The organism is Methanothermococcus thermolithotrophicus DSM 2095 (genome assembly GCF_000376965.1).
GTDB lineage: Archaea > AGJL01 > Methanococci > Methanococcales > Methanococcaceae > Methanothermococcus > Methanothermococcus thermolithotrophicus.
Window position 1 is genome coordinate 1 of record NZ_AQXV01000013.1, and the last position, 8,118, is coordinate 8,118.

Sequence of the window (8,118 nt, forward strand, 5' to 3'; positions counted from 1 at the left end):
TGTCTTCTTGCACCAATCATTGGGTCGCATTTTATAATGATATACCCCAGCCCTTGTTCAGCAATTTCGTCCTTTGCCTTTAAACCTGGAGCATCACCGATAATTACTGCAGGAATATCTGAGCTACTTAAAATTTCTCTTGCTTTTTTTGGACCTGGTGCAGCTGGGTTTGGTCCTATGTAAACTATAAAATCTGGTTTTACTTCATTTACCATTTTTGTAGTTACTTCTTCCACTTGCTCTGGCCCCATCTTTGCCCCACTGCTTAAAACTATAACATCTATATCTTTTCTATCTGCCCTCTCATCCAATGCTAAGTCCACAATTGGAGACATCCCGATATTCCCACACTTGATAATTCCTACTTTCACAACCATCGTATCACCTTTCTTCATATTAAAATTTTGTATAGTAGTAAATCATAATATTAAATATATATAATTTATTATTTATACCAAATAAAAAATAATGTATCAATACCACTATTCAAAATCGAACAACGGTGGCATTTTGTCATCAACCCCCGGCACATAATCAAAAGTATCTCTAAGTTTTAACTGCATTCTGTGGAATATATGTACAAGTGGAATTTCCATTGGACAGACGCCCTCACACTGTCCGCAGTTTATGCAACTTTGGGAAATATGGGACAATCTAATCCCTTGGAACATTATTGGGTTTGGTGGGATTTTGCCTTTCTCATCAACATAGTCCTTCTCCAATTTACACTCCTCACAGAAACAGATTGGGCATACGTCTCTGCATCCATAACATTTAATACACCTATTCCAATATTCTTTCCATCTTTCAATATTTGGATATTCCTCTTCAAGTTGTTTCTTTTGGAAACTTTTAGCGAGTTTAATCATGTTGTTTTCTATTTTTTCCCTAATTTCAATGCCTTTCTCAGATGGTTTTTTGGTTTTTATGTATCCCTCTTTTTCAGCATCCTCAATGAGCTCCATTCCTTTCTCTGAACAAATCTCAACAAACGTCCATCCTGAGTCTGCCCCCCAATTCCCACATGCTAAATCCGCATTTCTCGGGACTTTTAATTCACATCTTTGACAATTCTCCCTCCTTCCGAAGCCTTTTTCTTCCAACTCATGGATTTTTATTGCCTTATGTTCCCCATTCTTCAACTCAATGATGAATTTTCCTTTATCAATTTCCTCCTTTACAACGTCCTTGGGATTTACTCCATAAAATAGTTCAATCATCTTCATTGCAGTTATTGGACTTATGGTCCCTCCACAGTTCAAACCAATCATATAAACATTATCCAAGTTAATTTGGTTTAACTTTGCTAATTCCCTTATTGCCATGGCATCACAAGGTTTAACAGAAACGGCAATCTTTTTATCTGCTAAGTAGTTCTTTATCAAATTTCCAAAGTTCGTTGGAGCACAGTGCAGAGAACCTGCAGTTTCAATCAATTCTTCTGAGCTCGTTATGAACGCTGGGATTCCATCATAAATATCCTCCCCCCTCTTTAATGCCAAGACTCCATCAACAAGTTTTTTATCCAATAAATATTTAGACAGTGCGGTAACTGCCCCCCCACATTCTGCCTGTTTTAAGATTTCTTCATCAGTAGCTTGAATTAAAATGTATTTATCCATGATACCACCCTTTTGATGGGATTTTTCCCTTTCCATCATTTTTATCCGGAGATTAAAATTAGAGATTCTTTTGGATGTCTTCAATTGAGTTGAATCCCAAATTAATTTCCATTTTCTCAGCAAGATTTTTTATTATTCTCCAATCCTCCAACGCATCCTCTGGTGGATTTACTGCTTTATTTATTTTTTGAGTTTTTCTCTCAGTATTGATGAATGTTCCCCCTTTTTCTGCCCAACATGCCGAAGGCAACACTACATCAGCAAGTTTTGCGGTTTCGCTCATTATAATGTCTTGAACAACCAAAAATTCAACATTTTTTAATGCTTCATTATCAATTAATGCTGGATTTTCACCCATGATGTAGAGGCATTTGACACTTTTTATTAAGTTTATTACCTCATCCTTATTTAACGCTGGAACACCCACCATTGTTGCTCCAACGGTGTTGCAATGTTTTGCAATTGGCAATATTCTACTATTTGTTTTTTCTGCCAATTTATATGCTAAATCACATTCTTCCTCTTTCGTTAGGGCATTAAATATTATAATTGAGTTTTTTTCACTGAGCTTCTTTACTATTTCATCATTGGGATTGCTTAAAAATTCCGCAAAGTCATTAACCTTTATAAACTCATCTGAATTTAATTTGGTTATTTCTTTCTCTACCCTATCAACAGTAATAACTTCAGCTCCTTTATCTTTTGCTTTAATTACTTTTCTTCCAATTAGGGCATTCCACTCAAATACGTCCCCAAATATTAAAATAACTTCTGCATTCTCAATATCATCAATTGACGCAATTTCTTTATCCAAACTGACTTTTGGGGAGTTGCATATACAATGTCCAATATTTTCAACTCCAAGAGCTTCTGCAAACTTTTTTAATGCATAGTTGTCTTCATTTGTGCATTTTCCAGAAGCAATAAAACCAATATCTTTTGAGTCATGATTTTTTAGTTTATTTGCTATTAACTCTAAAGCCTCGTTCCAACTAACTTCAACAAACCCTCCATTTTTCTTAATTAATGGTTTTTTTAATCTTTCTTCATGATTTATGATTTTATAACAATTTTTTCCGTCTAAACAGTTCTTTCCTTCATTTATTGGATGCCTTTTATATGGATAAGTTCCTACAACTTTTCCATTCTCAACAATCAAATCTATTCCACATCCAACACTACAACTTGGACATATTGCATGTACAATTTTCACCTTCTCACCCTTTATTTTATGATACAACCTTTTGAGCTGGAATTTCCACGAGTGGGAAATTTTTGACTTCAATATGCATTTCTTTTGTTAGATTTATCATATTTACTAAAATTTGAAATAACTTATCTACTATTGATTGTGAGATATTCTCTGAAATATGATTGATACTTTCTTCAAACTCTACAATCCCTTCAACAACAAATGATGTTTGGAATCCCCCCTCCATTTTTAAATTGCATATGTACTCAAATGAGTTTTTACTTATTTTTTTATATTCAATATCCCAATCCACATTTAATTCTAAGTTCGCATTTTTTGGATTTTCTGTTGGTCTTATCAATTTTAACTTTTTAATACCTATATTCATATTCATAATTATCACCATCTCCCTACGCATGTATTAATAATAATTTTAATAATCGTATATAAAATTTACTATTTAATTTAAATTTTTAATATTATAATAATATAAAATTTTAAAAAGTATTACTAAATGAGTTGATACTTATTTTCCAATAAAATTTTAATAGACAGGGAAAAGTTATTGCGATAAATGAGGCGTTGAATTTGGACCGTAGGTAAAAAATCGTATAAACTAATTGCATATCTAAATATATTTTAAAAATATTGAAATTAATTTATATATTGAAAAGTTTAAATTTGTCAAAAATGAAAAATATAATAGTTTGCGTTAAATATTGAAATATACTCCAATAAATTTAAGAAAGATGGATTATTTTAAAATTTGAAGCATAAACATTTTACAATTATTCAAGAATTTCGAAACATATAAATATCAACTGCAACCGTAGGTTGCAGGGAAGTTGAATAATCGTAGATTATTCAACTAATTTTAATAAAATTCACAAAAAACAACTAAATATAAAACATATGTTGACAACTATTTCAATTTCTATAGCAAGTAATAATAAATATGTCCTAAACAATCAAAAATATAAACAATAGAAACCATATCATAAAAAATTATAAAAATAAAAAACAATAAACTCATAAATATGTCCTAAACAATCAAAATAACCAAAACAACTGAATTGAGAAGCAAACTACTAACAAAAAGAAAAATAAAAATCTTATAGGATATTATAAGTATATTATAAGCATCTATAAAGATATTTTATCAACTTCTTTATTGGATTAAAAATTTATCTATTACTGATTTATGGTGATATTTTGAAGATTAAACCAGAATGTGCAATATGTATTACAAGACAGGTTGTTGATGCTGCAAGAGAGATAACCGACGATGAAAGAGAACAACTTATGTTAATAAAATCCTGTTTAAATAAAATAGAAGAAGAATATCATGAAGATGCAGTTCCTGCATGGATGGGAACCGCAGTCCACAGATATTTAAAAAATATAAGCAAAAATGAAGACCCGTACCGTAAGTTAAAGGATTCTGCAAATAAACTTGCTCTTAAATACTTGGATAAGATCATGGAAAAAGTTGATATTGAGGATGACTTGGAAAGGTTAAAAATGAAAGTATTGGTAAGTATTGCAGGTAATGTAATTGACTTTGGACCATACAGTACAGGTATCGATATTGAAGAGAAAATAAAAAGTACACTTGAAGGTGAATTAAAGATAGATCACAGTAAAGAGCTCTTAGAAGATTTGAAGAAATCAAAAAAAGTCTTTTATATTACTGATAACGCCGGGGAAATAGTTTTTGATAAACCGTTAATTGAAGAGATAAAAAAATACTGCGACGTAGTTATAGCAGTTAAAGGAAAGCCTATTTTAAACGATGCTACTTTAGAAGATGCCAAAGTTGCCGGATTGGATAAAGTAGCTAAAGTTATAACAAGTGGTACTGACGTCATAGGTACAAGATTTGAAGAATGTTCAGAAGAATTTTTAAAAGAATTTGAGAGCTCAGATATAGTCATAGCAAAAGGTATGGGTAACTATGAAAGTTTGACCGAGTACGAAGGTAAAATTAAACAACCAATATACTACATATTCAAGGCAAAATGTAGGCCAATTGCTGATAGTCTTAAAAACCTTAAGTATTTAAAATCTTCTTCACTGAGCTCCAAAGATGTTGATGTGGACGACAACATACTTTTAAAGGGCAATGTATATTTATAAAATTATTAAAATAAATTAGAACGTTCTTTCTTTTGTCAAACAATCATATTATTTATATATTTTAAAATTAGTAGGTGGTATTTTGGTAACATACAAAGACGCTGGTGTTGATATTTACAAGGAAGACAGAGTTATAAAAGCACTTATGTCCCAGATAAAGTTCCAGAGAACTGACGACATAAAACCTGCAGCAGATTTAAAAGGACATTATGCAGGAGCCATTGAATTTGGTGATTATTATTTAGTTTTATGTACCGATGGAGTAGGAAGTAAGATGATAGTGGCTGAAATGGCCAATAAATTTGATACTGTACCTATAGACATGATAGCAATGAATGTAAACGATGCCATTTGTATTGGGGCAGAACCTGTAGCACTTGTTGACTATATGGCTGTTGAAGATATAAACGAAGAAATAGCTGAGCAGATAGGTAGAGGTTTAGAAAGAGGAATAAGAGAATCCAATATAAATCTAATAGGCGGAGAAACTGCATCCCTTCCAAGCATGATTAAAGGAATTGATATTGCAGGTACTGTTTTAGCCATTGTAAAAAAGGACGAAATAGTAACTGGAGAAAAGGTAAAAAAAGGAGATGTAATTGTAGGACTTAGAAGTAGCGGAATACACAGCAATGGATTATCCCTTGCAAGAAAGGTATTCTTTGAAATTGCAGGTATGGATATAAACACCGAGCTCTCCCATGGGAAAACTGTAGGTGAGGAGCTCCTAACTCCAACAAGAATTTATGTTAAACCTGTTTTAGAAATGATAAAAAAATTGGAAGTTAAAGGATTGGCTCACGTTACTGGAGGAGGATTTAGAAAATTAAAAAGATTGAACAAGAATGTATGCTATTTAATTGATAATCTTCCAGAAATTCCACCAGTATTCAAAGAGATACAAAGGCTGGGCAATATTTCAGATGAAGAAATGTTCAAAACCTTTAACATGGGTATTGGTTTCTGCGTAATTGTGGATAAAGAAGATGCAGAAAAAGTCATTGAGATTTCAAACCAGTACAATATACCTGCCTTTGTTATTGGAAGAATTGAAGACCAGTACGATGGAGAAAAAATTACAGACGGTAAAGTTGTAGTTAAATACAAAGGCAAAGAAATGATAATGGAATAAATATTTCATAACAGGTGGAATTATGCCAACAATAAACGTAAATAAAGCGGATCTTGAGAGATTAGTAAATATGTCATTATCGGATAGACTTATTGAAGATAAGTTTCCTATGATGGGCGTAGAGGTAGAGGACATATTTGAAGAGGAAGGGAATAAAATTGTTCAATTTTCTATAAACCCAAACAGGCCAGATTATTTAAGTGTCGAAGGTCTTGCAAGGGGATTCAGAGGTTTCATGGGAATAGATACTGGTTTACCAAGGTATGACGTATATGATTCTGACGTTGAGATCTTTGTTGAAGAAAACAAAACAAGACCATACATAGCATTTGCAATAGTTAAAAATGTTTTAATCGATGATGCTGTTTTAGAAAGTATCATTAACCTTCAAGAGAAGTTGCACTGGGCTATTGGAAGGGATAGAAAAAAACTTGCCATAGGGATACACGACTTTGACAAGGTTGAGGCCCCATTCTATTACAAGGAGATCAAAGGGGACGAATTAAAATTTGTTCCATTAGGGTATGAGGAAGAAATGACTCCTGAAGAGATATTGGAGAAACATGAGAAAGGAATAAAATATGCACACTTAATAAAAGACGATAGATATCCAATCATACTTGACAAGAATGGAAATGTCCTTTCAATGCCGCCAATAATAAACGGAAATCTAACAAAGGTCACTACCGAAACAAGAAACCTGTTAATTGATGTTACAGGTACAGAAAAAGAGGCTGTTGAAAATACATTAAACATCATAGTTACAGCTCTTGCAGAAAGAAGGGGAACAATATTTTCTGTAAAGATGAATTATATAAACAATAAATCAGAACCAGTCAAGTATCCAAATCTAAACCCTGAAATTAAAGAAGTCTCTCCTGAATTTATAAATAAAAAACTTGGATTGAATCTAAATATTGGAGAGATTATCAGCGCCTTTAAAAAAGCCAGACTGGATGCAAAGTTTGAAAATGGTAACATAAAAGTTGCAGTTCCAGCATACAGGGTTGATATGCTACATGAAGTCGATTTTGCTGAAGAAGTTGCCATAAACTATGGATATGAGAAATTTGCTGGAAAATTCCCTAAAGTTGCTACAATTGGGGAAAAGAACCCACTTGAAAAGAAATGCGACAACATAAGAAATATAATGACTGGACTTGGATTTTATGAAGTCATGAACTTGACATTATCCAACCAGGACATACTATTTAAAAACATGAGAATTGAAGTCGATGAAAATGAATACGTAGAAGTTTTAAAACCTGCATCAATAGAACATAGGGTTGTAAGGAGCTCAGTGATGCCTTTACTTTTAGAAACTTTGTTGATAAACAAACACAACGAGCTCCCTCAAAAAATATTCGAAGTTGGAGACTGTGTTATAATTGATGAAAATGAATCATCTGAAACAAAGTGTAAGAATATTAAGAAGGTGGCTTCAGCTGTTACACACCCAACAGCAAACTTCAACGAGATAAAAAGCTACACAGAAGCGCTTTTAAGGGAGATAGGGATTGAATACGAGTTAGAGAACTACGAACATCCTTCATTCATAACCGGAAGATGTGCTAAAATCGTAAATGTAAGTGATGGTAGAGTAGTAGGTTACTTTGGGGAACTACATCCTGAGGTCATTTTAAACTTTGGATTGGAGCATCCAGTTGTTGCATTTGAGATAGAAATAGAATAATAGTTTATTTTTTTAAATTTTTTATCTATCTTTAATAGTCTTCATTATTTTTTAATTTTATTTGTTTATTGTTTTTATTTTTCAAATACAAGCATAGATTACCAATCTCGAACCGATCACGTTTTATGATTGTTGTATATATTTAGATTTAATAATTTATAAAGATATTGTTTAGTCATGGTGTTAGAGACGGTTTTATCATGTTTTCCTTACAAATATTGTTTATTTTTTTGTTTATGCAACTGCATGTTCTTTATTTTAGAAAATAAAACCAATTATCAAGTCGCACGTCTTTATATATGGAGCTCCAGATCATAGGTTCGAGATAAAAAGTTTTAAATAA

The 8,118-nt window shown here is 32.2% G+C and carries 7 protein-coding genes; 3 read left to right on the top strand and 4 right to left on the bottom strand.

Going from position 1 to position 8,118, the window contains the following annotated elements:
* The 4 genes from F555_RS0100260 to F555_RS08795 all read right to left on the bottom strand — a co-directional run.
* On the bottom strand, positions 1-377 hold a 377-nt coding region (locus F555_RS0100260), incomplete at its 3' end, for a F420-dependent methylenetetrahydromethanopterin dehydrogenase (RefSeq protein WP_018153229.1).
* Between the two features lie 105 nt (positions 378-482).
* Positions 483-1,622, bottom strand: coding sequence for a Coenzyme F420 hydrogenase/dehydrogenase, beta subunit C-terminal domain (locus F555_RS0100265; RefSeq protein ID WP_018153230.1), 1,140 nt, complete (start codon positions 1,620-1,622; stop codon positions 483-485).
* Positions 1,623-1,680: 58 nt separating this feature from the next.
* Positions 1,681-2,835 (bottom strand): molybdopterin oxidoreductase family protein, encoded by a 1,155-nt coding sequence (locus F555_RS0100270; RefSeq protein ID WP_018153231.1) that lies wholly within the window; start codon positions 2,833-2,835, stop codon positions 1,681-1,683.
* Positions 2,836-2,851: 16 nt separating this feature from the next.
* Positions 2,852-3,208 carry a hypothetical protein gene (locus F555_RS08795; protein WP_018153232.1) on the bottom strand — a complete coding sequence of 119 codons (357 nt, stop codon included), beginning with the start codon at positions 3,206-3,208 and terminating at the stop codon, positions 2,852-2,854.
* Between the two features lie 818 nt (positions 3,209-4,026).
* Here F555_RS08795 and F555_RS08800 point away from each other — a divergent pair.
* From F555_RS08800 to pheT, 3 genes are all read left to right on the top strand, one after another.
* Positions 4,027-4,950 carry a damage-control phosphatase ARMT1 family protein gene (locus F555_RS08800; RefSeq protein WP_018153233.1) on the top strand — a complete coding sequence of 308 codons (924 nt, stop codon included), beginning with the start codon at positions 4,027-4,029 and terminating at the stop codon, positions 4,948-4,950.
* A gap of 82 nt (positions 4,951-5,032) precedes the next feature.
* Positions 5,033-6,082 (top strand): phosphoribosylformylglycinamidine cyclo-ligase, encoded by a 1,050-nt coding sequence (purM, locus tag F555_RS0100285; protein ID WP_018153234.1) that lies wholly within the window; start codon positions 5,033-5,035, stop codon positions 6,080-6,082.
* A 22-nt stretch (positions 6,083-6,104) separates the two neighbouring features.
* Entirely contained in the window at positions 6,105-7,775 is a 1,671-nt protein-coding gene (gene pheT, locus F555_RS0100290; protein WP_018153235.1) for a phenylalanine--tRNA ligase subunit beta, read from the top strand.
* Positions 7,776-8,118: the final 343 nt, after the last annotated feature.

What these genes read in the sequence shown, in the direction of transcription:
- F555_RS0100265 (WP_018153230.1), bottom strand. Translation starts at nt 1,622, where the DNA reads ATGGATAAATACATTTTAATTCAAGCTACTGATGAAGAAATCTTAAAA.
- F555_RS08795 (WP_018153232.1), bottom strand. Translation starts at nt 3,208, where the DNA reads ATGAATATGAATATAGGTATTAAAAAGTTAAAATTGATAAGACCAACA.
- pheT (WP_018153235.1), top strand. Translation starts at nt 6,105, where the DNA reads ATGCCAACAATAAACGTAAATAAAGCGGATCTTGAGAGATTAGTAAAT.